At 69.8% G+C, this 26,747-nt stretch carries 21 protein-coding genes and 2 riboswitches; of the genes, 6 read left to right on the top strand and 15 right to left on the bottom strand.

What is annotated here, in order from left to right; genetic code table 11:
• Positions 1–94: 94 nt before the first annotated feature.
• Positions 95–943: a Rossmann-fold NAD(P)-binding domain-containing protein gene (locus tag PQ455_RS09370; protein WP_273685811.1), complete on the top strand. Its 849-nt coding sequence runs from the start codon at positions 95–97 to the stop codon at positions 941–943.
• On the opposite strand, the gene PQ455_RS09365 is transcribed toward PQ455_RS09370, so the two are convergent.
• From PQ455_RS09365 to ispH, 6 genes are all read right to left on the bottom strand, one after another.
• Positions 853–1,788, bottom strand: coding sequence for a DMT family transporter (locus tag PQ455_RS09365; protein ID WP_273685810.1), 936 nt, complete (start codon positions 1,786–1,788; stop codon positions 853–855). The two genes, PQ455_RS09370 and PQ455_RS09365, sit on opposite strands and share 91 nt — an antisense overlap.
• Positions 1,785–2,789: a threonine aldolase family protein gene (locus PQ455_RS09360; protein WP_273685809.1), complete on the bottom strand. Its 1,005-nt coding sequence runs from the start codon at positions 2,787–2,789 to the stop codon at positions 1,785–1,787. The genes PQ455_RS09365 and PQ455_RS09360 overlap by 4 nt, the downstream gene beginning before the upstream one ends.
• 42 nt (positions 2,790–2,831) lie before the next feature.
• The gene (locus PQ455_RS09355; RefSeq protein ID WP_273685808.1) at positions 2,832–3,995 is read right to left on the bottom strand and encodes an acyltransferase family protein; all 1,164 of its coding nucleotides are present in this window, start codon (positions 3,993–3,995) and stop codon (positions 2,832–2,834) included.
• 817 nt (positions 3,996–4,812) lie between these two features.
• Entirely contained in the window at positions 4,813–5,262 is a 450-nt protein-coding gene (gene rnhA / locus PQ455_RS09350) for a ribonuclease HI (RefSeq protein WP_273685807.1), read from the bottom strand.
• On the bottom strand, positions 5,259–6,215 hold the full coding sequence (gene thrB / locus PQ455_RS09345) for a homoserine kinase (protein ID WP_273685806.1): 957 nt from the start codon (positions 6,213–6,215) through the stop codon (positions 5,259–5,261). Before thrB ends, rnhA begins: the two co-directional genes overlap by 4 nt.
• A gap of 138 nt (positions 6,216–6,353) precedes the next feature.
• Positions 6,354–7,304, bottom strand: coding sequence for a 4-hydroxy-3-methylbut-2-enyl diphosphate reductase (ispH, locus tag PQ455_RS09340; protein ID WP_273685805.1), 951 nt, complete (start codon positions 7,302–7,304; stop codon positions 6,354–6,356).
• A 110-nt stretch (positions 7,305–7,414) separates the two neighbouring features.
• Between ispH and PQ455_RS09335 the strand changes: the two genes are divergently transcribed.
• The 3 genes from PQ455_RS09335 to PQ455_RS09325 all read left to right on the top strand — a co-directional run bounded on the left by PQ455_RS09335 (position 7,415) and on the right by PQ455_RS09325 (position 11,846).
• Entirely contained in the window at positions 7,415–8,065 is a 651-nt protein-coding gene (locus tag PQ455_RS09335; RefSeq protein WP_273685804.1) for a hypothetical protein, read from the top strand.
• Positions 8,066–8,312: 247 nt separating this feature from the next.
• Positions 8,313–11,507 carry an autotransporter outer membrane beta-barrel domain-containing protein gene (locus PQ455_RS09330; protein ID WP_273685803.1) on the top strand — a complete coding sequence of 1,065 codons (3,195 nt, stop codon included), beginning with the start codon at positions 8,313–8,315 and terminating at the stop codon, positions 11,505–11,507.
• Between the two features lie 102 nt (positions 11,508–11,609).
• Positions 11,610–11,846 carry a glycine zipper domain-containing protein gene (locus tag PQ455_RS09325; RefSeq protein ID WP_273685802.1) on the top strand — a complete coding sequence of 79 codons (237 nt, stop codon included), beginning with the start codon at positions 11,610–11,612 and terminating at the stop codon, positions 11,844–11,846.
• A gap of 35 nt (positions 11,847–11,881) precedes the next feature.
• On the opposite strand, the gene PQ455_RS09320 is transcribed toward PQ455_RS09325, so the two are convergent.
• From PQ455_RS09320 to PQ455_RS09280, 9 genes are all read right to left on the bottom strand, one after another.
• Complete coding sequence (locus tag PQ455_RS09320; protein WP_273685801.1) at positions 11,882–13,327, bottom strand: ATP-binding protein; 1,446 nt, start codon at positions 13,325–13,327, stop codon at positions 11,882–11,884.
• 168 nt (positions 13,328–13,495) lie between these two features.
• Positions 13,496–14,947 (bottom strand): efflux transporter outer membrane subunit, encoded by a 1,452-nt coding sequence (locus PQ455_RS09315; RefSeq protein WP_273685800.1) that lies wholly within the window; start codon positions 14,945–14,947, stop codon positions 13,496–13,498.
• A 12-nt stretch (positions 14,948–14,959) separates the two neighbouring features.
• Positions 14,960–18,142 (bottom strand): efflux RND transporter permease subunit, encoded by a 3,183-nt coding sequence (locus PQ455_RS09310; RefSeq protein ID WP_273685799.1) that lies wholly within the window; start codon positions 18,140–18,142, stop codon positions 14,960–14,962.
• 103 nt (positions 18,143–18,245) lie between these two features.
• Entirely contained in the window at positions 18,246–19,523 is a 1,278-nt protein-coding gene (locus PQ455_RS09305) for an efflux RND transporter periplasmic adaptor subunit (protein WP_273685798.1), read from the bottom strand.
• Positions 19,520–19,927, bottom strand: a complete 408-nt coding sequence (locus PQ455_RS09300; RefSeq protein WP_273685797.1) for a hypothetical protein — start codon at positions 19,925–19,927, stop codon at positions 19,520–19,522. Before PQ455_RS09300 ends, PQ455_RS09305 begins: the two co-directional genes overlap by 4 nt.
• 444 nt (positions 19,928–20,371) lie before the next feature.
• Complete coding sequence (locus PQ455_RS09295; protein WP_273685796.1) at positions 20,372–20,986, bottom strand: TetR/AcrR family transcriptional regulator; 615 nt, start codon at positions 20,984–20,986, stop codon at positions 20,372–20,374.
• A gap of 56 nt (positions 20,987–21,042) precedes the next feature.
• On the bottom strand, positions 21,043–22,623 hold the full coding sequence (locus tag PQ455_RS09290; protein WP_273685795.1) for a M28 family metallopeptidase: 1,581 nt from the start codon (positions 22,621–22,623) through the stop codon (positions 21,043–21,045).
• Positions 22,624–22,692: 69 nt separating this feature from the next.
• Positions 22,693–23,421 carry a ParA family protein gene (locus PQ455_RS09285; protein WP_273685794.1) on the bottom strand — a complete coding sequence of 243 codons (729 nt, stop codon included), beginning with the start codon at positions 23,419–23,421 and terminating at the stop codon, positions 22,693–22,695.
• A 65-nt stretch (positions 23,422–23,486) separates the two neighbouring features.
• Positions 23,487–24,764: a PQQ-dependent sugar dehydrogenase gene (locus tag PQ455_RS09280; RefSeq protein ID WP_273685793.1), complete on the bottom strand. Its 1,278-nt coding sequence runs from the start codon at positions 24,762–24,764 to the stop codon at positions 23,487–23,489.
• A gap of 131 nt (positions 24,765–24,895) precedes the next feature.
• Positions 24,896–24,997: riboswitch (glycine riboswitch) on the top strand.
• Positions 24,998–25,110, top strand: a riboswitch (glycine riboswitch).
• Between the two features lie 62 nt (positions 25,111–25,172).
• Here PQ455_RS09280 and gcvT point away from each other — a divergent pair.
• Both gcvT and gcvH read left to right on the top strand, forming a co-directional pair.
• Positions 25,173–26,315, top strand: a complete 1,143-nt coding sequence (gene gcvT / locus PQ455_RS09275) for a glycine cleavage system aminomethyltransferase GcvT (RefSeq protein ID WP_273685792.1) — start codon at positions 25,173–25,175, stop codon at positions 26,313–26,315.
• A complete protein-coding gene (gene gcvH, locus PQ455_RS09270) occupies positions 26,312–26,695 on the top strand; it encodes a glycine cleavage system protein GcvH (protein ID WP_273685791.1) in 384 nt (127 codons plus the stop codon). The genes gcvT and gcvH overlap by 4 nt, the downstream gene beginning before the upstream one ends.
• Positions 26,696–26,747: the final 52 nt, after the last annotated feature.

Raw genomic sequence — 26,747 nt, 5'->3', positions numbered from 1 at the left:
GCTTGTGCTCCGGCGCAGGCCGGAGCCCAGGGTTACCGGACGCATAGTGCGGGGCTCTGGACTCCTGCTTTCGCAGGAGTACGGCTCCTCCCCGATGAACCACCTCCTCATCTTCGGCCTCGGCTACAGCGCGCAGCGGATCGCGCGGGCGGCACGCGGGGCGGGGTGGAGCGTGATCGCCACCCGCCGCCACGCCGACGCGAACTCGATCGCCTTCGACGACGAGGCCGACGTCCGCCGCGCCATCGCCCGCAGCAGCCACATCCTCTCCTCCGTACCGCCCGACGGCGCGCGCGATCCGGTGCTGGACCGCTATGGGCCGGAACTGGCGGCGTTCCGGGGGTGGATCGGCTATCTCTCCTCCACCGGCGTGTATGGCGACACCGGCGGGGCGTGGGTGGACGAAAGCGCGGCGTTGGCCGGGCGGCGCGGCGGGCGGATCGATGCGGATCGGGCGTGGGGGGCGCTGCCGGCCGCGCGGGTGTTTCGCCTGCCGGGCATCTACGGGCCGGGCCGCTCGGTGTTCGATCGGCTGGCGGAGGGCAGGGCGCATCGCATCGCGCTGCCCGATCAGATATTTAGCCGCATCCATGTCGATGACATCGCAGGCGCGGTGATAGCGGCGACGGCGCATGGGCCGCCCGGCATCTACAATATCGCCGACGATCGGCCGGCCCCGCAGAACGACGTCGTCACCTATGCGGCCGGGCTGATCGGCATCGCGCCGCCGCCTCTGCGCACCCTGGCCGAAGCCGATCTCTCGCCCGCCGCCGCCGCATTCTATGCGGAGAACCGGCGGGTGGCGAACGGCAGGGCGAAGCGGCTGCTCGGCTGGCGCCCGCGCTTCGCCGATTATCGCGCCGGGCTGCGCGACCTCAGCGCCAGCACCAGCCCGATCAGCACCAGCGCGCCCCCGGCGATGCTCTCCAGCGACCAGACATAGCCCTCGAGGATGGTCGATATGGCCATGGCGATCACCGGGATCAGCACGCTGGAATAGGCCGCCCGTGCCGGGCCGATTTCCCGGATCACCGTGAAATAGAGCGGAAAGCTCACGGCCGATCCGAGGATGCCGAGGTAAGCCGCGCAGGCGAAGAAGCTCCACGACAGCGCGAATACCGGGGCGCCCTCGGTCGCGAACGCCACCGCCACGTCGATGCCCGTGCCGAACAGCATTGCCCAGGCCAGCATCGCCACCACCGGCACGCCCGTCGCGCCCCTGGTCGCCTGCGCGATGTTCGCCGCCGAGGCGGAGAGGACGCCACACAGCGTGAGGCCGATGCCGAGCGCGGTCGCGGCGCTGTCGCCGGTCACCGCCTTCAGTTCATGGTCGAACAGCAGCGCCACGCCGACCAGCGCCACGGCCGATCCGCCGAGGAACGGCCGGCTGATGCCGTGGCCGAGGAAGATCCGCCCGAAGATCGCGTTGGGCACCACCAGCAAGGCGTAGATCATCGCCACCACGCCCGAGGTGACATGCGCCTCCGCCCGATAGACGAAGTGGAAGTTCAGCACGAATTGCGTGATGCCGACGATCGCCGCCGGCCCCCAGGCGCGGCGCGGCAGGTGCAGCGATATCCCCGCCGCCCGCGCGTAGGCGAACATCGCCACCGTCGCGATGGCGAAGCGCAGCGAGACCGACCAGCCGGCCGGCGCCCCGCCGATCTGGTAGCGGATCACGATCCACGTCGATCCCCAGATCAGGGTGACGATCGCGAAGGGGATCAGGACGTGGCGCTTGGCCTTGTCCGCCAGCGGCGCCTCGGTGACGAGCAGGGCCTCGCTCACGGCAGCAGCGCCAGCGCGTCGGCCAGCGCGGCGATCTCCGCTTCGGGCTGGTCCCACGACACGACCAGCCGCGCCTCGCCGGCGGCCCAGTCGTAGAAGTCGAAGCCCTTCACCCGGAGCCCGGCCGCCTCGTCGGCGGTGAGGCGCAGGAACAGTTCGTTGGCCTCGACCGGATAGAGCGCGCGCTGCCCCGCAGCGGACGCCAGCCGAGCCGTTCCGGCATTGGCGGCGCGGGCGTTGGCCAGCCAGATGTCGTCCGCCAGCATCGCCAGCAGCTGCGCCGCCATGAAGCGGCCCTTGGAGAGCAGATGCCCGCCGCGCTTGCGGCGGATGCGCGCCACCTTGGCGAGGTCAGGATTGAAGAAGATGAGAGCCTCGGCCGAAAGCCCGCCATTCTTGACGAAGCCGAAGCTCAGCACGTCGACCCCCGCCTCCCACGTCATCGCGGCGGGCGTGCAGCCATGGTGGACGATGGCGTTGGCGAAGCGCGCGCCATCCATGTGGAAGCCCAGCCCCTTTGCCTTGGCCCATTCCCCCAGCGCGGCGACCTCGTCGGGCGCGTAGCTCATGCCATATTCGGTGGCGTTGGTGATCGAGAGGGCGTGCGGCTGCACCCAATGTACCCCGCCGCCGATCGCGTCGGTCACCGCCGCGCAGGCGGCCACGTCGAGCTTGGCGCCCGGCCCGTCGGCCAGCAGCAGCTTGGCGCCATGGGTGTAGAATTCGGGCGCGCCGCATTCGTCGTTCTGGATGTGGGCGGCGTGGTGGCAGATCACCCCGCCGTGGGGCGGGCAGAGGGTCGCCAGCGCGATCGAATTGGCCGCCGTGCCGGTCGCGATCCACAGCGCCGCCACGTCGCGGCCGAACAGATCGGAGAAAGCCGCGTCGAGCCGGCCGCTGATCGCGTCGCCATCATAGGCCGCGTCGGTCGGCTGGGCGGCGGCGAGCGCCTCCAGCACGGCGGGGTGGACGGTGGCGGCGTTGTCGGAAAAGAAGCGCATGGCAGCGCCTCTATCCGGCTTCGCGCCCGAAATGAACCGGGTTCAGGAGGCGGCGGGCGAGGGGCGCAGGCGCGGCAGGCGATAGCGGCGCGGTTCGGCGGTCAGCCGGCCGCCGCTCAGCAGCTTGGCGGCGGCGGGCGACACCGCCATCAGCGCCTTGCCGATGCCGATCGCGGCGATCCACACCAGCACCGGCTGGAGCAGCAGGAAGGCCGGATAGAGCGGCGATCCCATGCGCCCGGTGACATTGCCGACGAACGGCCCGCCGAACCAGATCAGGATCAGATGCGCGCAGAACATCAGGAAGGCGAAAGGTTCGATCTTCAGGATCGGCGCGGAGAGGCGGCTCTGGGCCACCCGCCAGGCGATCGACCAGAAGAACAACGCCGTGGTCAGGCGGAAGATCTGATCTAGCGTCGCCATCGGCAAGCGATGTTCGGCCATGTCGGCATAGCCCGAAATCTCCAGACCGATCTTGGCGGCGGCTAGCAGCACATAGGGCAACGCGAGCGCCAGCAGCGGCGCACTCGCCAGCCGTTGCGGCGCGTCGCTCCGCCGGGCGAGCATCCCGATCGTGAAGAACAGCAGGATCTGCGGGCGCAGCAGCAGCAGGAAGGAAAAGCCCGAGATGCTCCACGCCGCCGCCAGCACGGCGATGGCGACGAGGGCGGCGCGGGGCAGACGGGCGATCAGCGGCGCCATCGCCATGCACACGAACAGGTCGCGCAGGAAGGACATCTGCACGTTGATGTCGTCGGGCGTCCACAGGCAGAAGAGTTCGTCGAACACCCAATGCGCGCTGGAGATTGTGGGCGCCATGAGGATGCCGAGCGTGCCGGCGCCGCCGACCAGCAGGATGGCGATGGCGTTCCACACCACCATCGGTGCCAAAATGGTCCGCGCCTTGCCGCCGATGAAGCTGCCATAGCCGCGCCGCAGCACCGATCCCGCGACCAGCCAGCCGGAGATCATGCCGAGCAGCGGCACCGCGCTGCGCCCGAGAAGTTCGATCAGCCCCCAGCGCAGCGCCCCCTGCGCGCTGTTGTTGGCCGCCGCGATGTCGCCCCCGGCGAGGCCCGTCCAGGCGTGAACATAGACGATGCCGGTGATGCACATGACGCGGGCGATGCGGATCGCGGGCGAGGTGAAATCCCGCGCGGCGGCGCCGTTGGGGGCCTCGGTGGCGGAAATGGGGGCGGCGCTCATCGGCGGGAGAACGTCCCCGGCGGCGCTATGATCCATCGGCGGAAGCGCGGGCATGATGGCGACGGGTCGCGGGGCCGGGCGCGGGCGTCAATCGTGACGCGACGGGATGGGGCTGGGATGCGGCAGTCTTCGACAGTGGCGCGTCCCGAATTATCTTGACAAATAGGAACAAATAGAAAACATGTGCGGCTGTCGAATCGCCAAAGGCCAAGGCGTGCAGACGAGCATCCGGCGCGGGGCGACCCGTACCGGAACGACCGGCGCGAAGTCATCCGGTTCACCCCGACGATGCATCGCAACCGGTTCGGTGGATTATACGCAGGCGGCCCAGCCAAACCGGCCAGTAGCTTTTAGAAGCGAAAACTCAAGGGGCCACCGTCCACCGGGCCAATTCCCAGCGCGGGCCTGCGGCGGCCCGCACCAGTGCTGTACCAAGTCCGCCCGGATGCCCGTGGCAGGACGCGCCGGTCGAAACGCTTCTTCCTGATTTTCCGTCCGAATACCGCCTCCAAATCCTATTTTTCATCACGCGCGCCGCCAACGCCCCCGGTTGTGCTCCGGCGCAGGCCGGAGCCCAGGGTTACAAAGCACACCCCAAGCCACCCTGGGCTCCGGCCTCCGCCGGAGCACAATCGCATCGAAGTCATCGCGCCCCACGCGCCGAAGGGATTGGAGGAGAATGGGATGCTGAACCGAGTGCAGCACGACGACGATAATTCCTCCCTGAGCTTGCTCGGGGAGGGGGACCGCCGGCGCAGCCGGTGGTGGAGGGGCCCGCGCAACGCGAACGACGGCAAAAACCACCGACCGCCAGCGCCTACCGCCGCCCCACCGCCACCGCCGCATCGCTCGCCAGCCGATCCGCCCGCTCGTTATCCGGGTGGCCCGCATGGCCCTTCACCCATTCCCACGTGATCCGGTGCGGCGCGCTCGCCGCCAGCAGCATCTGCCACAGATCGGCGTTCTTCACCGGCTGGCGGGCGGCGGTCTTCCAGCCGTTCTTCTGCCAGCCGACGATCCATTTGGTCAGCCCGTCCATCACATAGCGGCTGTCGGTCGAGAGCGTCACGCGACACGGGCGCTTGAGCGCCTCCAGCGCGCGGATCGCCGCCATCAGCTCCATGCGGTTGTTGGTCGTCGCCGCCTCGCCGCCGGAGATTTCCTTCTCCTTGGCGCCCGATCGGATCACCGCGCCCCAGCCGCCGGGGCCGGGATTGCCCTTGCACGCGCCGTCGGTCGCGATCTCGACATGCGTCAGTTCGGTCATGCGAACAGCGCCTCGCCCGCGTCGCGGTAGAAGGCGAGGCGGCGGGCGTAGGCCATCGGGTCTTTCCGGGTCACCAAGGCGTCGGCCGGGGTGTTGAGCCAGTCCCACGCGCGGGTCAGCGCGAAGCGGATGCACGATCCCATCGCCAGCACCGACAGTTGCGCGCGCTCGTCGGCGGTCAGCCCGAAGCTTTCGGCATAGCCGTCGAGCAAGGCGCGCCCCACGGCGGCGTCGTGGGTGCGGCCGGCGGGATCGAACGCCCAGGCGGTGTGCATGATCGCCAGATCGTAGAGCCGGAGATCGGTGCAGGCGAAATAGAAATCGATCAGCCCCGCCACCGCGTCGCCGCGCATCAGCACATTGTCGGGGAAGAGATCGGCGTGGATCACCATCCGCTCGCCCTCCGCCGGCCAGCGCGCCGTCACGTCGGCCAGCGCGTCGGTCAGCGTCGCGCGCAAGGTCGGGTCGATCGTGTCGAGATCGGTCCCGCAGCGATCGAGCAAAGGCTGCCAGCTCGCCACGCCCAGCGTGTTGGGCCGCTCGCCGGTGAAGCCCTCCAGCGATCGGTGCATCGTCCCCATCGCCCGCGCGGCGGCGTGGGCCTGCGCCGGGGTGGGGTGGGTGACGGACACGCCCGACAGGAACTGGATCAGGCAGGCGGGCCGCCCCTCCAAGGTCTGGATCGCGACCCCGGCCTTGTCCTTGATGGCGGGCGGCACCGGGTTGCCGCGCTCGGCCAGATGATCGAGCAGCGCCAGGAAGAAGGGCAGATCGCCCGCCTCCACGCGCCTTTCGTACAGGGTCAGGATGAACCGCGCGGTCGTGGTGTCGACGAGGTAATTGCTGTTCTCCACCCCCTCGGCAATGCCCTTGGCGGACACCAGCTCGCCCGCGTCATAGCGCGAGAGGAAAGCGGCCAGCGCCTCGGCGGAGACCTGCGTGTAGACGGCCATGGGTGCCTCAGATCAGGTTGGAATGAATTTCAACCGTTCGTGTCGAGCGAAGTCGAGACACGGAGGCGAGCTTTGTCCCTTGCGGCACGTCCCTCGACTGCGCTCGGGACGAACGGGGGTAATAGGGGAAGCCGGGGCTCACGCCGCCAGTTCGCGCGGCAGCTTGAACAGCATCGTCTCGGTCGTCTCCTCGACCTCGCGTTCCGTCACCGCGAAGGCCGTGCCGAGCCGCTCGACCACCTCGCGCACCAGCACTTCCGGCGCGGAGGCGCCCGCCGTCAGGCCCAGCGTGCGGACGCCGGCCAGCCAGTCCATGTCGATCTCCGCCGCGCGCTGGATCAGCCGGGCAGGGGTGCCGGCCCGCGCCGCGACCTCCACCAGCCGCACCGAATTGGAGCTGTTGGGCGCGCCGATCACCAGGATCGCGTCGCACCGCTCGGCGATCGCCTTCACCGCCGCCTGCCGGTTGGAGGTGGCGTAGCAGATGTCCTCGCCGCGCGGCCCCTCGATGGTGGGGAAGCGGGCCTTGAGCGCCGCGATGATCGCATGGGTGTCGTCCACCGACAGCGTCGTCTGGGTGAGGAAGGCGAGCTGGTCGGGATCCGCGACCGCGACGGTCGCCACATCCTCCACAGTCTCGATCAGGGTCATGCCGCCCTCGGGCACCTGCCCGAACGTGCCGATCACTTCGGGGTGGCCGCGATGGCCGATGAACAGGATATGCTTGCCGGCCTTCACCAGCCGCTCGGCCTGGCGATGCACCTTGGAGACGAGCGGGCAGGTCGCGTCGAGATAGTGCAGCTCGCGCGCGATCGCCTCGGCCGGCACCGATTTGGGCACGCCATGGGCGGAGAACACCACCTGCGCGTCGTCCGGCACCTGGTCCAGCTCCTCCACGAACACCGCGCCCTTGGCCTTCAGCCCGTCGACGACATGCTTGTTGTGGACGATCTCGTGGCGGACGTAGACCGGCGCGCCATATTTCTCGAGCGCGAGTTCGACGATGCGGATCGCGCGATCGACCCCGGCGCAGAAGCCGCGCGGCGCGGCGATAAGGATGTCGAGCGGGGGCAAAGCGGTGTCGGTCATCGGCTCCGGGCTCTACGCGATCGCTTGCCTGTGCGGAAGCCGCTTCCTATGAATGGGCCGCCGACGGGTGCCGTACCCGGCCGGCCTGTTCAGATTCGAGACCAGCCCGCATGTCCATGTCGCTCCGCCGCCCGCTCCTCCTCGCCGCGCTCGCCACTACGGTCGCGCTCGGCGGCTGCGCGGGCAATGATCTGGACGAGACCGGTGGCTTGCGCATCACCCGCTCCACCTGCCCGGCGGTCGCCATCCCGGCCTATACCGGCGAGATCGCGATCTTCAGCCCCGAACAGAGCCGCGATCTGCGCGCGCTCGACGTGAGCGCCACGATCACCAATCTGCGCACCACCTGCAATTCGGAGGGCGAGACCGTGCAGGTCACGACCACCTTCGACGTGCTGGCCCGCCGCGCCTCGCAGAGCGGCGCGCGCCAGGTGGTGCTGCCCTATTTCGCCACCGTGATGCGCGGCGGCACGCGGATCGTGTCGAAGCAGCTCGGCAGCGTGGCGCTGAACTTCACCGACGGCAGCGTGCGGGCGCAGACCAATGCGCAGGCCAGCGCCTCCTACGCGAAATCGATGGCGACCCTGCCGGAAGCGGTGCGCGACCGCCTCGATCGCAAGCGCAAGGCGACAGACCCCGACGCCGCGCTCGACCCGATGAACGACCCCGCGATCCGATCGGCGGTGAACGAGAGCAGCTTCGAGCTGCTGGTCGGCTTCCAGCTGACCGAAGCCCAGCTGGCCTATAACGCGACGCGCTGAGGCGCGTTCGATCGCGGGGCGGGCTTCGCCTTGCGGTATGAAGCGAGCCGAATGGGGCGGTGACCGTCGCCTGTACCGCTGCGGCGTTCCGACAGCGCCGAGACACGTCATTGCGATGACACGATAAATCCGGGGCCTGCCAGAAAGTTTCAAGGCTCCACCCGAACGCCCCCGTCTTCCCAACCGAGCGGGAGGGCGGATCGGCCGAATGGGCGACCCCTTCCCCATGAAGGGGAGTCCAGTAACCATGCGTCATCTTCTCGCCTCGACCGGCCTTGTCGCGGTCGCCGCAATCCTCGCCGGCCCGGCCTCCGCGCAGACCGTGATCGACACGCGCCGCACCAGCGGGGTCGCCACCTCGACCGTCAACAATGGCGCGGCCAACAGCATCCGCATCACCACGGCCGGGTCGGTCGAGCCGACCGGCGGCACGGCCGTGGCGATCGACAGCGACCATGGCGTCACCAACGAGGGTGCGATCCTGATCTCCAACGCGGACGGCGCGACCGGCATCGGCGCGGTGGCCGGCGCGACGGGATCGATCACCAACGCCGCCGGCGGCCGCATCGTGATCGACGAGACCTATGCGCCGACCGACGCCGACAATGACGGCGATCTCGATGGGCCGCTGGCGGCGGGCCGGGGGTGGCACGGCATCCTGACCGCCGGGCGCTTCACCGGCGACATCGTCAACAGCGGCACGATCACGATCGAGGGTAACGATTCGGCCGGTATCCGGCTGGGCGGGCCGCTCGTCGGCAGGTTCACCACCGACGGCACGATCGGGGTGATCGGCGACCGTAGCGTCGGCGTGGCGCTGGGCGACGTGAGCGGCGCGGTGCGGATCGCCGGCACGATCACCGCGCAGGGCCAGGGCGCGCGGGCGGTGGCGATCGGCGGCAACCTCGCCGGGGCGCTGGTGGTGCAGGGCACGATCTCGTCGACCGGCTATCGCGCGACGACGGCGCCGGCCGATACGAGCAAGCTCGACGCGGACGATCTGTTGCAGGGTGGGCCGGCGCTGTCGATCGCGGGCGATGTGGCGGGCGGCATCGTCCTCGCCATCCCGCCAGCGGACAAGAGCGCGACCGATAACGACGAGGACAAGGACGGGATCGAGGACAGCAAGGAAGGCTCGGCCGCCGTCACCTCCTATGGCGCGGCGCCCGCCATGCAGATCGGCGCGGCCGATCGCGCGGTCACCATCGGCGCCGTCGCCGGCACGGGCACGGGCCATGGCCTCGTCATCGAGGGCAATGTCTCCGGGCAGGGCATCTATGCGGGCGTGTCGGCGACCGGCTTGCAGATCGGCGTCGGCGGGGCAGTGCAGATCGCGGGCGGCATGACGGTGACGGGCGGGATCAACGCCGTCTCCACCGATGCGTCGGCCACCGCCGTGCGGATCGGCGCGGGCGCGCGGGTGCCGGAGGTTCGCAATGCGGGGCTCATCGCGGCGGCCGGCGGCGGCGGCGCGGGTGTTCAGACGGGCGCGATCGACAATGGCGGCTCGGTCGACCGCATCGCCAACAGCGGCACGATCCGCGCGACCACGAAAGGCGACGGCACGGCGGTCGCCATCGTCGACCGCACCGGGCAGCTCGCCCGCATCGACAATAGCGGCACGATCGCGGCGGTCGGCGGCAAGGCCGGCACCATGATCGCGATCGATCTGAGCGCCAATAACGCGGGCGCGACGGTGGCGCAGACCGTCGTGGCGAGCGGGGTCGCGGCGCCCTCGATCAGCGGCGACGTGCTGTTCGGCAGCGGCAATGACACGCTGGATCTGGCGGACGGCGGCATGACCGGCACGACCCGCTTCGGCGCGGGCGCCAACCGCCTCGCGCTCTCGGGTGACACCACTTACGCCGGCGCGGCGCAATTCGGCGCGGGCAACGACACGCTCGCGATGACGGGCACGTCGGTCTTCACCGGCACGGCCGACTTCGGCGGCGGGGCGGACAGTTTGACGATCGGCGGCACAGCGCGGTTCGCGGGCACGCTCGCCAACGCCCAGGGCCTCGCCGTCGCGATGACGGGCGGGACGCTCGACATCGGCACGAGCCAGGCTGCGGTGCGATCGCTGTCGCTCGGCGCGGGCAGCACGCTCGCGGTATCGATCGACGGCGCCACCTCGACCCGTCTCGACGTGAGCGGCGCGGCGAGCTTCGCCGAAGGGTCGCGCGTGTCGGTCAGGGTTTCCAACATCACCGGCGCCGAGGGGCGGCACAGCTTCCTGCGCGCGGGATCGGTGAGCGGCGCGGCCAACCTCGCCGCGACCGGCGCGGCTTTGCCCTATATGTTCAAGAGCAGCATCGCGGTCGTCTCGCCGACCGAGCTGGCGATCGACATCGCCCGCAAGACGAGCGGCGAACTCGGCCTCAACCGATCGCAGGCGGCCGCCTATGGCGCGATCTACGACGTGCTGGCCCGGGACGCGAAGGTGGCGGGCGCCTTCCTCGACACGACCGATGGCGATCGCTTCCGCCGCCAGGTGCGGCAGATGCTGCCCGACCATGCCGGCGGCACGTTCGAGACGGTGACGATGGGCTCGCGCGCCACCGCCGCGATCCTCGCCGATCCGAACGCGCCCTTCGCCGATCAGGGGAAATGGGGCTATTGGCTCCAGCAGGTCGGCTGGGGCACGGGCAAGAAACTGGGCGACACCGCGTCCTACGACATCACCGGCTGGGGCGCCTCGGGCGGGGCGGAGGCCAAGACCGACGCGGGCCATTTCGGCCTGTCGCTCGCCTATCTCTTCGGCCGCGACGCCGATGGCGGCACCGACAACAAGGTGGACGCCGCGCAATATGAGGCGGCGGCCTATTGGCGGCTGACGGCGGGCGGCTTCACGGCGGCGGCGCGCGGCTCCTATGCGATGATCGATTTCAAGGGGAAGCGCAGCTTCTCCGGCGCGATCGGATCGGAATCGGTCGAGCGACGGGCAAGCGCCAAGTGGAACGGGCGGTTGGTCTCCGCCTCGGGCCGGGCGGCCTATGAGATGGGCTTCGGCACGTTCAGCCTGCGCCCGGCGGTGGCGGCGGATTATTACCGGCTGCGCGAGGGCGGCTATGGCGAGACGGGCGGCGGCGATGCCTACAATCTCACCGTCGATCGCCGCACCAGCGACGAACTGGCGGTGACCGGCACGGTGACGGCGGGCTTGCTGTTCGGTGGCTTCGATCAGGACAGCGGCTGGTTCAAGCTTGAGGCCGAGGGCGGGCGGCGCCAGCTTGTCGGTGGATCGCTCGGCGCGACCACCGCGCGCTTCGGCGGCGGCCAGAGCTTCACGCTGACGCCCGAGGACCGGACCAATGGCTGGGTCGGCAAGCTGCGCGCGACCGGCGGCGGCAACGGCTTCCGCATCGGCGGCGAGGCCAGCGCCGAGCAGCAGCAGGGGCGGGCGGCGATCGCGCTCCGGGCCTCGCTGGCGATCGGGCTGTAAGGCGGGCCGAGCAATGATTTGTCAGGCGTGGGGCGCCGGTCGGCGGGAACCATGCGCGGTCGGTTTCGCTTTGCTACCCGTAACCCAATCGGAGACACGGATATGCAAAACGGCATCGCAAGGCCGCTGTTGGTCGTCGCCCTCGCCACGTCGGTCGTGATGGTCGGCGGCTGCTCGCGCGGATCGACGCGCGGCGGATTGATCGGCGGCGCGGGCGGCGCGGTGATCGGCAGCGCGACCGGCCTGGGCACCACCGAAGGCGCGGTGATCGGCGGCACCGCCGGCGCGATCATCGGCGACAATGATGGCAAGAAGAAGCGACGCCACCGCAGGGATTGATCGCTTGCTCCCGCGAAGGCAGGAGCAGGATGGTGTCAGGCGCCCACCGGCTGCGTCGTCCAGCCGAACTGCGGGATGGTGATCGATCGTTTGCCCGACAGATCGGTGCGGGTGACGAAGAGGTTGCGTTCCTCGATATAGGCCATCATCCGCCGCGCGCGGCCGAGCGAGGAGGTGCCGTAGATGCGGGCGACCGCATCCTCGCTGGGGCAGGGCTCGCCCTCGCGCGCGGCGCGGGCGACCAGCAGGAAGGCGCCGAGCATCTCTTCCGGCAGTTCGCGGGCGAGCGCCATCGCCTGCTGCCATTCCTCGTCCAGCTCGCCGAGGCCCGCGCGCGCCGCCGACAGCCGCCGCGCGAAGGCGGGCGGGTCGAGCGGGGGGCGGGCGAGGCCCATCATCCGGCAGCGCACCTGATAATCCTGAAACAGCATCGCCGGCGGCCGGGTCGCCGCGTCGGGATCCTCGACGATCGCGGCGAGCGACCTGGCGACGATCGCCTCCACTTCCTCCGCGCTCATCGCCGGCACGTCCGGCGCCGGTTCGGCGGCGGGCTGGGGCGCGAGGCGCTCCAGCACTTCCTCCGCCGGCATCGGCCGGGGCGGCGGGGGAGGGGGCGGGGCGGCCGCCTCGACGGGGGCGAACAGCAGCCCCTGCAACCCCTCCATCGGCGCGCTCGGCAGCGGCACCAGCACGGGGCTGCCGCTGCGCGCCGACGTCTCGACCGCGCCGATGCGGATCGAGATCGGCCGGCGCGACACGGCGGGGCCGAGGGCGAGGAAGGTGCCGCGCTCCAGATCGCGGATCTGCTCGGCCTGCCGCCGCTCCATGCCGAGCAGGTCGGCGGCGCGCGCCATGTCGATATCGAGGAAGGTGCGCCCCATCAGGAAGTTGGAGGCTTCGGCCGCGACATTCTTGGCGAGCTTGGCGAGCCGCTGGGTGGCGATCACCCCGGCCAGCCCGCGCTTGCGGCCGCGACACATCAAATTGGTCATCGCCGAGAGCGAGGCGCGGCGGACTTCCTCGGATACTTCCGCGCCGGCGGCGGGGGCGAAGAGTTGGGCCTCGTCGACGATCACCAGCGCCGGAAACCAATGTTCGCGCGGCGCCTCGAACAGGGCGAGCAGGAAGGCGGCGGCGCAGCGCATCTGCCCCTCGGCGTCCAGCCCGTCGAGGTTGAGCACCACCGACGCGCGATGCTCGCGGATGCGGGTGGCGAAGCGGATGATCTCGCGCTCCGAATAATCCACCGCGTCGATCACCGAATGGCCGTACGGCCCGGCCATAGTGACGAAATCGCCCTCGGGATCGACGATCACCTGCTGGACATGGCCGGCGCTCCGCTCGAGCAGGCGGCGCAGCAGGTGCGACTTGCCCGAACCCGAATTGCCCTGGACGAGCAGACGGGTCGCCAGCAATTCCTCCAGGTCCATGGTCACGGCGGCACCACCCGGCCCGGCGCCCATGTCGATCATCACGGTCATCGCCTTTCCCTGTGGCCGATCCGCGCGGGCGGGGGAAGCGGGGATGGGCGGGGCGATGCGCGGAACTGTGGAGATTTCGGGGGTGGCATCACCCGGCTCGTCATTGCGAGCGCAGCGAAGCAATCCAGCGGCGGAACCTGGATCGCCTCGCGACGCTCGCGATGACGATTATTGCGACAGGGCCGGGTAGGTCGCCATCGCCAGATCGCCGACCACCTTGGTCTGCCAGCCGCCGCCCAGCGCCCGGAACAGGCCGACCTGGGCTTGCGCGATGCGGGCGTCGCTCAGCGCCAGATCGGTCTCGGTGTCGGCGAAGGTGCGTTCGGCGTCGAGGACGGTGAGCGTGTCGATCTGGCCCTCGCGCTGGCGGGCGCGGGTGATGCGGACGGCGGTGGCGGCGCCGTCGCGGGCGGCCTGGAGCGACGTGCGGCGATCGAGTTCGCGGGCGTAGGCCGAGATGGCGGTCTCTGTCTCTTCCAGCGCGGTCAGCACCTTGCCGTCGAATTCGGCGAGCGCGCCCCGGCTGTCTGCCTCGGCCCCCGCGATCCGCGCGCGGGCGGCGGACTGGTTGGGGAAGTTCCAGCTGATGAGCGGCCCGAGCAGCCAGCGCAGCGGCCCCGCGCCAAACAGATCGCCCAGACCTCGCCCGGTCGAGCCGACCGATCCGCCGAGCGAGATCTGCGGATACAGCTCGGCGGTGGCCACGCCGATGCGGGCTGTGGCGGCCGCCAGCCGGCGTTCGGCGGCGCGGATGTCGGGGCGGCGGGCCAGCAGCGCCGCGCCGTCGCCGATCGGGATCGGCTGGTCGAGACGCGGCGGGGCGGTCCGGGCCGAGGCGGTCGCGGGCAATTCCTGCGGGGTGCGGCCGGTGAGCGTGGCGAGGCGGAACAGCGCCGCCTGCCGATCGGCGACGATCGCCGGCACCAGCGCGGCGCGCTGGTCGCGCAGGGTGGTGATGCGGACGACGTCGAGCTTCTGCGCGCGGCCCGCCTCGAAGCGTTTGTCGGTCAGGCGGGCGGACTGGTCGAGCAAGGCGACGACCCGCTCGGCGACGGCCAGCCGCTCGGCTGCGGCGGCGGCGTCGACATAGGCGCCGGTGGTGGCGGCGACGATCGCGACGCGCACGGCATCGGCCTCCGCACCCGCCGCGCCGACATCGCCGCGTGCCGCTTCGATGCTGCGGCGGACCCGGCCGGACAGATCGACCTCGTAGGAGACCGACAGCCCGCCATCGACCTGCCAGTTTTCCTTGTCCATGCCGGGCAGGCGCTGGATCGCGGGGGCGCGGCCGTAGGTTGCGCCCGCGTCGATGCTGGTCTGCGGCAGGCGATCGTTGCGGACTTCGCGAAGGCTCGCCTGCGCTTTTTCCAGCCGGGCGACGGCGATCCTCAGATCGGTGTTGGCGGCCAGCGCGTCGGCGACGAGGCCGTCGAGCACCGGATCGTTGTAGAGCTTCCACCAGCGATCCTCGACCGCCGCCGTGGTGGCGATGGCGGGCTCGGCGGCGCCGATGAAGCCGCCGGTCGCCTTCACCGGCGCGATCGGCGCTACATAGTTGGGGCCGGCGGCGCAGGCGGACAGAGCGAGCGCCGAGAGGGTGGCGAGAAGGGGGCGTTGCATGAGGGCCTGCTCCTATTCGGCGGGCTGAAGGGCGAGGGGCGCCGGGGGCGTCTCGCGGCGGCGGGCGAGCCGCGCCGCGAGAGCCCGGCACACGACGTAGAAGGTCGGCGTGAAGAGCAGGCCGAAGGCGGTGACGCCGATCATGCCGAAGAACACCGCCGTCCCCAGCGCCTGCCGCAGCTCGGCGCCGGCGCCCTTGGCGATCACCAGCGGCACCGCGCCGAGGATGAAGGCGAAGCTAGTCATCAGGATCGGGCGGAGACGATCGCGGGCGGCGCGGACGGCGGCCTCGATCGGGCTGAGCCCGTCCTGCTCCTCGGCCTGCTTGGCGAATTCCACCACGAGGATGGCGTTCTTCGCCGCCAGCGCGATCAGCACGACCAGGCCGATCTGCGTCAGGACATTATTGTCCATGCCGCGCAGGTTCACGCCCACCATCGCCGCCAGCAGGCACATCGGCACGATCAGGATGATCGCCAGCGGCAGGGTCAGGCTCTCATATTGCGCCGCCAGCACCAGGAAGACGAACACCACCGCCATCGCGAAGACGATCGCCGCCGTATTGCCCGCCGCGCGCTGCTGATAGGCGATGCCGGTCCATTCGTGGCCATAACCCTTGGGCAGCGAGGCATCCGCCACCTTCTCCATCGCGACCAGCGACTGGCCCGAGGAGAAGCCGGGCGCGGTATCGCCATCCACCTCGACCGCCGGGAAGAGGTTGTAGCGGGTCACGCGATAGGGGCCGGTCTTGTCGCGGAAGGTGGAGACCGATCCCACCGGCACCATCGCGCCGGAATTGGAGCGGGTCTTGAGGTTGGCGATATCGGCCGGCGTCTCGCGGAAGGGGGCGTCGGCCTGCGCGGTGACGCGATAGGTGCGGCCGAGCAGGTTGAAATCGTTGACGAAGGCCGAGCCGAGATAGACCTGAAGCGCCTCGAACACGCGCTCCGGCGGCACGCCCAGCATATCGGCCTTCTTGCGATCGATATCGGCGAAGATGCGCGGCGTGGCGGTCTCGAAGAAGGTATAGACCTGTTTCAGCCCCTCGGTCTGGTTGGCCTTGCCGAGCAGGCCGCCGGTCGCCTGGTTGAGCGCCTGATAGCCCTGGCCCGACTGGTCCTGCACCATGATGCGATAGCCGCCGGCGGTGCCGATGCCCTGGATCAGCGGCGGCGGCACGATGAATACGCGCGCCTGATCGACGTCGGCGGTGGCCTTCTGCGCCTCCGCCATGATCTGCGCGAAGGTGACGCCGAGCGCCTGCCGCTCCTCGAAGCTCTTCAGCGGGAAATAAGCGGCGGCGGAATTGGGGGCGAGGGTCTGCGAGGGGCCGTCGAAGCCCGCCAGCATCACCGAGCCCTTGACGCCCGCAATGGGGAGGAGCTTCGCCGCGACCTTCTTCATCACCGCATCGGTGCGGGCAATGGAGGAGCCGGGCGGAAGCTGGATCGCGGCCAGGAAATAGCCCTGATCCTGCGCCGGGATGAAGCCGGTCGGCGTCGCCCAGAAGACGGCGGCGGTGGCGGCGATCAGCCCGCCATAGGTGAGCATCACGCGCTTCGGCCGGGTGACGAGGCGGCGGGTGAGGGCGGCATAGCCCTCGCCCATGCGATCGAACGCGCGGTTGAAGCGGTCGCCGGCGGCGGCGATCAGCCGCTTCCAGCGCGGCGCGTCGTGGCCAAGCGTCTCGTTGGGCTTGAGCAGCATCGCCGCCAGCGCGGGTGAGAGGGTGAGCGACAGGATCAGCGAGATGATCGTCGCGGTCGAGATCGTCACCGCGAACTGCTGGTAGAAAGCGCCCGACATGCCGGTGAGGAACAGGGTCGGCACGAACACCGCGCACAGCACCAGCACGATCGCGACGAGCGCGCCCGACACTTCGTCCATCGAGGTGCGCGCGGCCTCCAGCGGGGAGAGGCCGTGATGCAGATTGCGCTCGACATTCTCGACCACGACGATCGCGTCGTCGACGACGATGCCGATCGCCAGCACCAGCCCGAACAGCGAGAGGTTGTTGAGCGAATAGCCCAGCGCCGCCAGCACCGCGAAGGTGCCGATCAGCGACACGGGGATCGCCACCACCGGGATGATCGCCGCGCGCCATTTCTGGAGGAAGACGAGGATCACCAGCACGACGAGGATGATCGCCTCGACCAGGGTATGCTTCACCGCGTCGATCGACTGGGCGATGAATTCGGTGGGGTTGTAGATGACGCGATATTCGAGGCCCTTGGGGAATTTGGCGGCCATCGCCTTCATCTCGGCCGAGACCGCCTCGGCGGCGCCCAGCGCGTTCGATCCGGGGCGCTGGAACACCGCGACCACCACCGAGGGCTGGCCCGACAGATAGGTGTTGGCGCCATAATCCTGCGCGCCCAGCTCGACCCGCGCGACATCGGACACGCGCACCTGGCGCCCGTCCGCATCCGATCGGATCACGACATCGGCGAACTGCTTGGGATCGTTGAGGCGCCCTTGCGTCTCGACATTGAGCTGGAAGGCGTTGCCGCGATCATAAGGGGGCTGGCCAAGCGTGCCGGCGGCGACCTGCACGTTCTGGGCCCGCAGCGCCGCGACGATATCGCCCGCCGTCAGGCCGAGTGCCGCGGCGCGGCCGGGATCGATCCACACGCGCATCGAATAATCGCGCGCGCCGAACAGCTGCACGTCGCCCACGCCGTCGATGCGGGAGAGGCGGTCGCGCACCTGGGTCAGCGCGTAATTGGAGACGTAGCCGCGATCGAGCGAATTATCCGGCGACAGCAGGTTCACCACCATCAGGAAGTCGGGTGAGGTCTTGCGCGTGACGATGCCGAGGCGCTGCACCTCCTGCGGCAGGCGCGGCACGGCGATGGCGACCCGGTTCTGTACCAGCACCTGCGCGGCATCCAGATCGGTGCCGATCTTGAAGGTGACGGTGATGGTCAGCTTGCCGTCGCCGGTCGACTGGCTCGACTGGTAGAGCATGTTGTCGACGCCGTTGATCTCCTGCTCGATCGGCGCGGCGACGGTTTCGGCGACGGTTTCGGCGGAGGCACCGGGATAGGTGGCGCTCACCGTCACCGTGGGGGGCACGATGTCGGGATATTGGGAGACCGGCAGCCCCATGTAGGCGAGCGCGCCGACGATGGTGATGACGACCGCGATCACCGCGGCGAAGATCGGCCGCGTGATGAAGAAGCGCGACAGGCGCATGATCTGAAACTCCTGAAACGGAGTGGAAATTTTGTCCGGGAAGGCCGGTTTACGTCACCGGCGGAGGGCTAGGGGTTCCTCCGCCGGTGGCGATCCCTGGGGCCTAGCGGGCGAAGGTCGCCTCGCCGGCCAGCGGCACGGGGGCCGCCGCGCTGGCGATCTCGCTGCGTTCGGGCATGATCCGGCCGGTCTTCGTGGTGACGGCCATGCCGGGGAGGACGGCCAGCGCGTTGCCGATCACCACCCGATCCTTCGGCGTCAGGCCCGATCGCACGACACGCAGCCCATCGATCACCGAACCCAGCTCGATCGGCCGCGCCGCGACCTTGCCGGTGGTATCGACCACCATCACGATCTTGCGCGCCTGATCGGTCTGGATCGCGGCGTCGGGCACCAGCAGGGCGCGCACCGGCGCGCCGCTGCCGAGCCGCATGTTGCCGAACATGCCGGGGGTGAGGAAATAATCGGGGTTGGACAGGATCGCCCGGCCCCGGATTGTGCCCGATCGGCTGTCGAGGCTGTTGTCGGTGAAGTCGAGCCTGCCCTTCCAGCGATGCTCGGCCTCGTCCTGCAACCGCACCTCGACCGGGGCGGTCCCGCCGTCGCGCCTGGCGCGCTGGGCCTTCAGGAACAAGGCCTCCGATCCGTCGAAGCTGAAATAGATCGGGTCGAGCGCGTTGACGGTGGTCAGCAGGCTGCCGCTATTGCCCTCGGCACCCGCCACCTGATTGCCCGGATCGACCCGGCGATCGGAAATGCGGCCGGTGATCGGCGCGCGGATCTGCGTCCATTCCACATCGAGCGCGCGGGCGCGGATGCGGGCGTCGGCGGCGGCGAGCGCGGCCTCGGCGGCCTGCACGCGGGCACGCAGGGCATCGACTTCTCCGGCGGAGACCGCCTCGTCGGCGATCAGCCGGGTCGCGCGGCCGAGATCGGCGCGGGCCAGCGCCAGGCTGCTCCGCGCGCTGGCGGCATTGGCGCGCGCCTCGGCCAGCGCCGCCGTGAAGGGGCGCGGGTCGATCGTGAAGAGCAATTGCCCGGCCTTGACGATGTCGCCGTCGTGGAAATGCACTGCCGTCACCTCGCCCGACACGCGCGGGCGGATTTCGACGCTGCGGCTGGGGGCGAAGCGGCCGACATAATCGTCCCACTCGTTCACCTCGCGCAGCAGCGGGCTGGCGACGGTGACCATGGTGGGGCCGGGCGCGGCCACCGCCTCGTTGCCGCCACCCGACAGCTTCATCCCGCCGGCGGCGAGGATGGCGATGGGCAGGAGGACAAGCCCGCCGCGCTGCCAGCGCGACAGGCGGGAGAAACGGGCCTTGAGCGCGGCGGGGGCGGTGGCGCCCTCCGCCGGCTCGATCCTGGAGATCATGTTCATGCGATCGCTCCACGATAATCGGAGACGCGGGCCATCGACACGCTGGCGATCAGCGCTTCCAGATGGTCCGGGGTGAAGCCGGCATCGATAAAGGCGGCGCGCTCGGCGACGGGAAGGGCGGGGCCACGCGCCCAGGCGTGGATGGCGGCGCGGCGCAGCGCCTCCAGCCGGCTGTCGGCCAGCCGCGAGGTGCTGCCGAAGCCAAACAGGCCGCCCAGCGCACGGGCGAGCCGGCTGGGGGTGCCGATCGAGCGCAGGCCCTCGCGCCGCGCCATCGCGATCACCGTCCATTCCAGCGCGGAGAAGCGCGGGCGGGTGGCGGCCGGGGCGGGGCGGGCGGTCTGGGCCGTCACGCTCTGGGTTTGCGCGATGCCGAAGCCGGCGTTGAAATCCATATAGGCCATGATGTCCCCCTGATCTCATCGGGACAGCCGTCGCCGCTCACGGGCGCACGCTGTCGTCCGCGCGCCGCATCGCTGCGGGCGCATGGAGCCGTTCAGGCCCGCGCGGTCAGGCGCGGCGCCGGTCGGGCGTTTCGGAATGTGGAAGGGTCGGTCCCTGTGGGCCGACGCCGGTTAGATGCGTGCCGTCTTCATCGAGCGGTCTCCTCGGTCGCATCGGGGGTGGTTCCCCGAGTCACCTTCGATACCAAGCGGTATAGATGTCGATGCTGCGCCGCGTCAACGGCTTTCTGTACCGGTAAGTAAAAAAGTTTGAGAGGTTCAATCATTCCCCTCCCGCTTGCGGGAGGGGCCAGGGGTGGGCGCGCGATCCGCAAGGATCGCGCTCCGACGCTGATGGTGCGGTCCCACCCCCAACCCCTCCCGCAAGCGGGAGGGGAGCAAGGTTCAGCGTCCCGGCCAGACGGACAGGGTGGTATCGACCAGCGCGGTCAGATCGGGGCAGGTCATGCCGCTGCTCGCCTGCACGGCGAGGCCCTGCATCACGGTGATGAGGTAATTCGCCAGCGCCGTCGGATCGACCGAATCGGGCAGGTCGCCCTCGGCCTTGGCGCGCGTGAAGCGTTCGATCATCGCCGTCTGCGAGGAGAGGCGACGCGCCAGCACGTCGTCGCGAATCGAGGTGTTCTGCGGGCTGCACGCCAGCGAGCTGATGACGCCCAGGCAGCCCTTCGGATCGCAGCTGCTGCTCTGCATTTCGAGCGCGCCGAACAGCAGCCGCTCGGCCACGCCGCGCGACGTCGGCGCGTCGAGCGCCGTCTTCATATAGGCCAGCTTCTCGCGCTCGTAGAGGTCGAGCGCCTTGTGAAACAAGGCTTCCTTGTTGCCGAACGCCGCATACAGACTGGGCTTGGTGATGCCCATCGCGCCCGTTAGCTCGGTGAGCGACGCCCCTTCGTAGCCATGCTGCCAGAACACGCGCAGCGCGGCGGCCAGCGCCTCGTCGACGCAGAATTCGCGCGGGCGGCCCTTGGCGGGCGGGGGGGCGAGCAGAGTTTCCACACCGTCCGGTACATAGGGATTGCGGAGCCACCCGTAAAGTGGCTCCGCACATCACATCATTTCACGAAGCGCTTGAAAAAGCTGGCCTCGTTCCAGGCGGGTCGTGCCGCGCCGTTCGCGACTCGCAGCGCCAGCGCGGCGACATAATCGTCCAGCTTCACCGCTTCCTCCTTCATCACCGGCTGCTTCAGATCGTCGGCCGGCGAATGATAGATGTTCGCGCGCCACGCCTTCTCCGCCGCCGCCTCGGGCGTACCCGCCGTGAAGCCATATTTGAAGAACAGCGCGGGGATGCCCTCGCGGATGAAGCTATACTGGTCCGATCGGATGAAGGTGTTCCGGTCGGGGAAGGGGTCGGGCAGGATCGGCAGGCCCATCTCTGCGCTGACCGCCTTGGCGTCGGTGCCGAGCGAGCTTTCCTCATAGCCCAGCGGCGTCACCGCCTTCAGCGCGAAGATCGGCAGGGCCATGTCGAAATTGAGATCGGCGACCAGCGACGCGGCTGGCACGCTCGGCCGCTTGGCGAAATAGCGCGAGCCGAGCAGCCCCTTCTCCTCGCCGGTGACGAAGGTGAACAGGATCGATCGCTTGGGCTTCACCTTGCTCGCGGTCAGCGTTTTGGCGATTTCCAGCAGGCTCGCCACGCCCGAGGCATTGTCGAGCGCGCCATTGTAGATCGCGTCGCCATTGATCGGCTGGCCGACGCCGAGCCCATCGAAATGCGCCGACAGCACGACATGCTCGGCGGCGAGCTTCGGATCGGAACCGGGCAGTTTGGCGACGAGATTGGTGGAGGCGACGGCTTTCCGCCTGGCCACGATCTTGGCCTTGAAGCGCGGCGTGAGCGCAAAGGTCGGCACCGGCTTCGACGCATCGGACAGCGCCGAGAGTTCGTCGAAGCTCAGCTTCGCGCCCGCGAACAGCAACGGCGCCTTGGCCACGTCAAGCGTGGCGGCCATCAGCGGCGTCGCGACATCGCGCAGCGCCGGATCGGCGAAGAACATCGAGGGCGCCGACGACAGCAGCACCTGTCGCGTCCAGGGAATTTCGACCTGCTTGGGCGTGGTGAGCGCGATCACGCCGACCGCGCCCTGCTCGGCGAGATATTTGCCGCGCTCGGATCGCGCGCTGGATTTGAGCGCGCCGCTGATATCGGCCGGCCCGCCGCTCAGCACGACGACCACCTTGCCCTTCAGGTCGAGGCCCTTGAAATCGTCATAGCCCGCCTCGGGAATGTGCAGGCCGTAGCCGGCGAACACGAGCGGCGCATCGACCGTCTCGGGCATCGGGCCGCCCCGGAAATAGACGTCGGTCGGCACCGCCAGCGGCATCTCGCCGGCCGGGCCGACCAGCGCGGCGCTGCTCTCGGCGGCGATGAAGCTCTGATCGATCAGCGCGACCGGCTGGTAGAAACCGTTCACGCCCGCCGGCTTCAGCCCGATCGCGGTCAGCTGCTTGACGATATAATCGGCCGCGCGCTGGTGGCCGGGCGAGCCGGTCAGCCGCCCCTCCATCCCGTCATTGGCCAGCGCCTCGACATGCGCCCACCAGGCGTCGCCCCTGCTCGCCGGGGCTTGCGCCGCCAGCGCGCCGGCGGCGGTGGTCAGCAACAGGGCAACGGGCCAGAGTTTCGGCATATCGGGCGCACTCCTTGGGGGGGGGGAAGGTTGGCCTTTGTTGCGACTGCGCGCCGCTTTGTCGAGCGATCAACCCGCCAGCCGGCGCTCGACGTCCTGCCACAGCGCCGCCACCGCCTGCGTCGCGGGGGAGCGGGGGGCGTAGGCGCCCAGCGGGGCGTGGCGGTCGGCCATCTGCTCGACGGCGCTCGCCATCGGAATCGCCGGGCGCTCGGGGTGCGCGACCAGCGCGTCGCGGTGGGCGAGGCGGCGGCGATCGACCATCGAGAAGACCGGCATCACCGGCGGCGTCGCCTTGCGCCGCGCATCGAGGTGGGCGACCAGTTCATCCGCCGCGCGGGTCGCGAGCGCCGAGGGGATCATCGGCAGCAGGATCAGCGATGCGCCCCGGATGACCTGTTCGGCGGTGACGCCCAGCCCCGGCGGGCAATCGATCACGATCCGATCATAATCGCGCGCCAGCACCTCGCCGATCTTCTGCACGCGCTTCTTAGCGCCGATCTCGGCGAACAGCACGTCAAGCGTGCGGAGCGAAGCGTCGGCGGGCAGCAGGTCTAGCCGGGGGATAGCGGTCGGTACGATCAGTTTCTCGGGCGCGGTGTCGCGGCCGATCACGTCGGCGGCATCCTCGCGCGGCTTGCGATCGGGCGCGAGGATGAAGCTGGCGGCGGCCTGCGCGTCGAGATCCCACAGTAGGGTGCGCCGGCTGGAAAGCGTGGCCGACGCCCAGGCGAGATTGACCGACAGGCTCGTCTTCCCGACCCCGCCCTTCGAGCTATAGACCGCGATCGTCGCCATTCCGCCTCCACACGCCTGCCGGCCGATCTGTGGGCCGGTGGCGTGACGGATTCAAGTCGGCTGGATCATTGCGGCGGCCCGCTGGGGCTCACGGGCGCAGCGGTGGGCGGTGCCGCGACCGGCGCTTTCGCCGCCACCGGCCGCACCAGCCAGATCGCATTGCCGGCATCGTCCGCCAGCAGCAGCGCGCCCGTAGCGGTCGTCGCCAGGCTCACCGGGCGGCCGAACACCTCGGACTTCGCCTCGTCGGATACGAAGCCCGTCAGGAAGGGCCTGATCTCGCCGGTCGGCTTGCCGTTCGCGAAGGGCGCGAACACCACGTCGTAACCGCTGAATTTGGCGCGGTTCCACGATCCGTGTCGCGCCACGAACGCGCCCTGCGTCCAGCCCGCCGGCCAGGCCTGCGGCGCGAAGGCGATGCCCAGCGCCGCCACATGCGGGCCGACCGCCAGATCAGGCACGATCGCCCGGGCCACCAGATCGGGCTTGTCCTGCTTCACCCTCGGGTCGATCGTCTTGCCGAAATAGCTGTAGGGCCAGCCGTAGAAGCCGCCCGCCCGCACGCTGGTGATATAATCGGGCACCAGCTCGTCGCCGAGTCCGTCGCGCTCGTTCACCGCCGTCCACAGCGCGCCGCTCGTCGGCTCGAACGCCAGCCCCACCGGATTGCGCAGGCCGGTGGCGAAGGGCGTTGCCTTGCGGGTCGCCACGTCGATCGCGCGGATTTCGGCGCGGCCCTGGTCCTCGGCGGGGCCATGTTCGGCGATGTTGCTGGCCGATCCGATCGTCAGATAGACAGTCTTGCCGTCCGGGCTGGCGATCAGGTTGCGGGTCCAGTGGTTGTTGTAGCCGCCGGCCGGCAGCGCCAAAATCTGCTCGATCGGCCCGCCCAGCGTCGTGTCGCCCGGCTTGAACGGCGCGCGCAGCACACCGTCGGTCGCGGCGATCCACAGGTCCGGGCCGACGATCGCGAGGCCGAAGGGCTGGCGGATGTTTTCGGCCACGGTGAAGCTCTGGTCGGCCTTGCCGTCGCGATTGTCGTCACGCAGCAGGGTGATGCGGTTGGCGCTCGTCTTGCCGTTCTTGATCGTCTGCGCCTCGGCCACCAGCACATCGCCATTGGCCAGCACCAGCATCTGGCGCGGCGAGGACAGGCCGGTCGCGAAAGGCAGCACCTCGAATCCCTCGGGCGCCTTCGGCCTGCCGCCTTCCGGCCAGCCGACCGTGACCGATCGCTTCTCGACCGAGGGCGTGGCGTAGGGCGCGGGCAGGGGTGGCGGGGTCGGCGCGGCGGGGGCGGGCGTGGCGGCGAGGGCGGCTTGGGCGGCGAGGGCGAGGATCATCGGGCTGAGATAGGGTCGCGGCCCGCCGTCGTCATCCCCAGCCTCGTCGCCGGCACGCGCTTTCGCGAATTGACTCCCGATACCCGCCGCACCACAGTGCCGCCCGTCGACGCCCGGTGGCAACACCGGTCGCTGGCCGCGCGGGAGAGCGTGGGATGGGCTTTCAGCCCGGCCCTCCGCCGAAGGAGCAACCGCCCCGGAAACTCTCAGGCCCCAAGGACCGCGCGGGCAGATCGATACTCTGGAAAGCGGGCGGCGCATCTGCGTCTGCCCCACCGAAGGGGTAAGGCCATCCGTTCCAAGGAGATGGTCGGAAACTCTCAGGTTCCGTGACAGAGGGGGCAGTGTCGGCTCGGGTGCGTTTCGCGCCCGTGGCGCCGCTGTTCCCGTGATTGTCAGGAGCTTCGATTGAGCGAGCCTATCACCCCAGACGACATCGATCCCGAGGCCACCGGCACCCTGCCGCTCGACCAGTGGCACCGCGATCGCGGCGCCCGCATGGTCGAATTCGCCGGCTACTGGATGCCGATCCAGTACGACGGGATCATGGCCGAGCATCTGTGGACCCGCGAGAGCGCCGGCCTGTTCGATGTCAGCCACATGGGCCAGCTCATCGTCTCCGGCCCCGATGCCGCCGCTGAGCTGGAAAAGCTGCTCCCCGGCGATATCGCGGGGCTCAAGCCCGGCCGGATGCGCTATTCGCTGCTGCTCGACGAAGCCGGCGGCATCCTCGACGATCTGATGGTGACGGCGCGCGACGACGGCAGCTATTATCTCGTCGTCAACGGCGCGACCAAGTGGGACGATATCGCCCATCTGCGCGATCTGCTGCCCGACGAAATCACGCTCAACCATATGGAGGATCAGGCGTTGCTGGCCCTCCAGGGGCCGAAGGCGGTCGAGGCGCTGGAGCATCTCGCGCCGGGCGTCGCCAGCCTCGTCTTCATGACGGCGGGCGCGTTCGAGATCGACGGCGTGCCCGTCTGGATCAGCCGATCGGGCTATACCGGCGAGGACGGGTGCGAGATTTCGCTGCCCGCCGACGCCGCCGATCGCCTCGCCAGCCTGATCGCCGGCCAGTCCGGTGTGAAGCCCATCGGTCTCGGCGCGCGCGATTCGCTGCGGCTGGAGGCGGGCCTGCCGCTCTACGGTCACGATCTCGATCCCGAGACCAATCCGGCGATGGCGGGCCTCGGCTTCGCCATCCCGAAGCGCCGCCGCGAGGAAGGCGGCTTCCCCGGCGCCGACACGATCGTCGCGCAGCTGCGCGGTGGTGCGCCGCGCAAGCGGGTCGGCCTGATCCTCTCGGGCCGCCAGCCCGCGCGCGAGGGCGCCGACGTCTATGCCGGCGGCGAGCGGGTCGGCGCGCTCACCTCGGGCGGGTTCAGCCCGTCGCTCCAGGTGCCGATCGCCATGGCTTACGTTTCGGCCGAACATGCCGCACCCGGCACCACACTCCAGATCGACGTGCGCGGGCGGATGCTCGACGCCACGGTCGCCCCCATGCCCTTCACCCCCCACCGCTACGTCCGCGAAGGAAAGCCCGCATGACCTATTATTACACCAAGGATCACGAGTGGATCAGCGTCAATTCCACGATAGAGGATACGGTCGCGACGGTCGGCATCACCGATTACGCGCAGGCGCAGCTGGGTGACGTGGTGTTCGTCGAGGTGCCGCCCGCCGGTGCCGTGCTGGAAAAGGGCAAGGAAGCCGCCGTCGTCGAATCGGTGAAGGCCGCGTCGGACGTCTATGCGCCGGTCTCGGGCACCGTGATCGAGGGCAATGCCGCGCTCGAAGCCGATCCCTCGCTTGTCAACACAGCGCCCGACAGCGACGGCTGGTTCTTCAAGCTGACCCTCAGCGACACGTCCGAGCTGGACGGGCTGATGGACGAGGCCGGCTACAAGGCGTTCGTCGAGACGCTCTGATCCTGATGCCTGCCCCGGCGGTGCCGGGGTGGGCCACCATCTTCCGGGGGAC

Source organism: Sphingomonas naphthae (genome assembly GCF_028607085.1).
GTDB lineage: Bacteria > Pseudomonadota > Alphaproteobacteria > Sphingomonadales > Sphingomonadaceae > Sphingomonas_Q > Sphingomonas_Q naphthae.
The sequence above is the reverse complement of the archived record's forward strand: the minus strand, read 5'-3'. Positions and strand labels throughout refer to the sequence as shown.